The sequence below is a fragment of the Asaia sp. SF2.1 genome, assembly GCF_000505765.1.
GTDB lineage: Bacteria > Pseudomonadota > Alphaproteobacteria > Acetobacterales > Acetobacteraceae > Asaia > Asaia bogorensis.
Map to the genome: position 1 here is coordinate 6,698 of NZ_AYXS01000001.1, position 695 is coordinate 7,392.

The 695-nt window shown below is 58.6% G+C and carries 1 protein-coding gene; it reads left to right on the forward strand.

What is annotated here, in order from left to right:
• Positions 1-94: 94 nt before the first annotated feature.
• On the forward strand, positions 95-695 hold a 601-nt coding region (locus tag P792_RS20625), incomplete at its 3' end, for a S41 family peptidase (RefSeq protein WP_369794194.1).

Sequence of the window (695 nt, forward strand, 5' to 3'; positions counted from 1 at the left end):
GTGTTTGCATGCCTGGGCAGAACTACGGCAGGCTGGCAAAGCAATCACTACCGATTCAATGCGTGAAGCGGCGGAGTTACGCTGGTTTCATGATATGGCGGCTGAGATCAGGGCGCTGCGTCACACCGGGGCCACGGCCCTTGTCGTTGATATTGGCAATGACAGCGGAGGCGACGATAGCGGAGATTGGACGCCCCGTCTCTTCACTAACAGGCCGGTACGATCCGCACGGCTTCTAATGGCAGACGCATCCGATGCCGGTCGCTATTTCGCTGATGAGATCAGAGATATTAACGAGGCGCTCGCCGCCACTCAGTCGCACGACGCCAGGGCTGCGCTCAAAGACGCACGTTCCTTTTTTTACCAGCAGACCGCGGCGATCGGTGAGCATCGTTGCGACCTGTCATGGGTCTGGCGCGAACAACGCGCCTGGTCGCCGACGAATTGCAATCGGCTACTCTCTGCGGGCTATGCTGGGGGCTACTCCCCTGGCTTGGCTCGAAGTGCGCTAGGCGACAGCAAAGCTGCAGCCGCTCTTTCTTCTGCATCCACAGTTCAGTCATTCTTTGGCAGCTGGACCGGGCCGACTTACGTCCTTGCCGACCAGCGCTCCTATTCGTCGGCTGAAATGTTTGCGGCCGTTATGCAAGACAACCGGATCGCGAAGCTTGTTGGCAATCGTACAGGTGGAGATG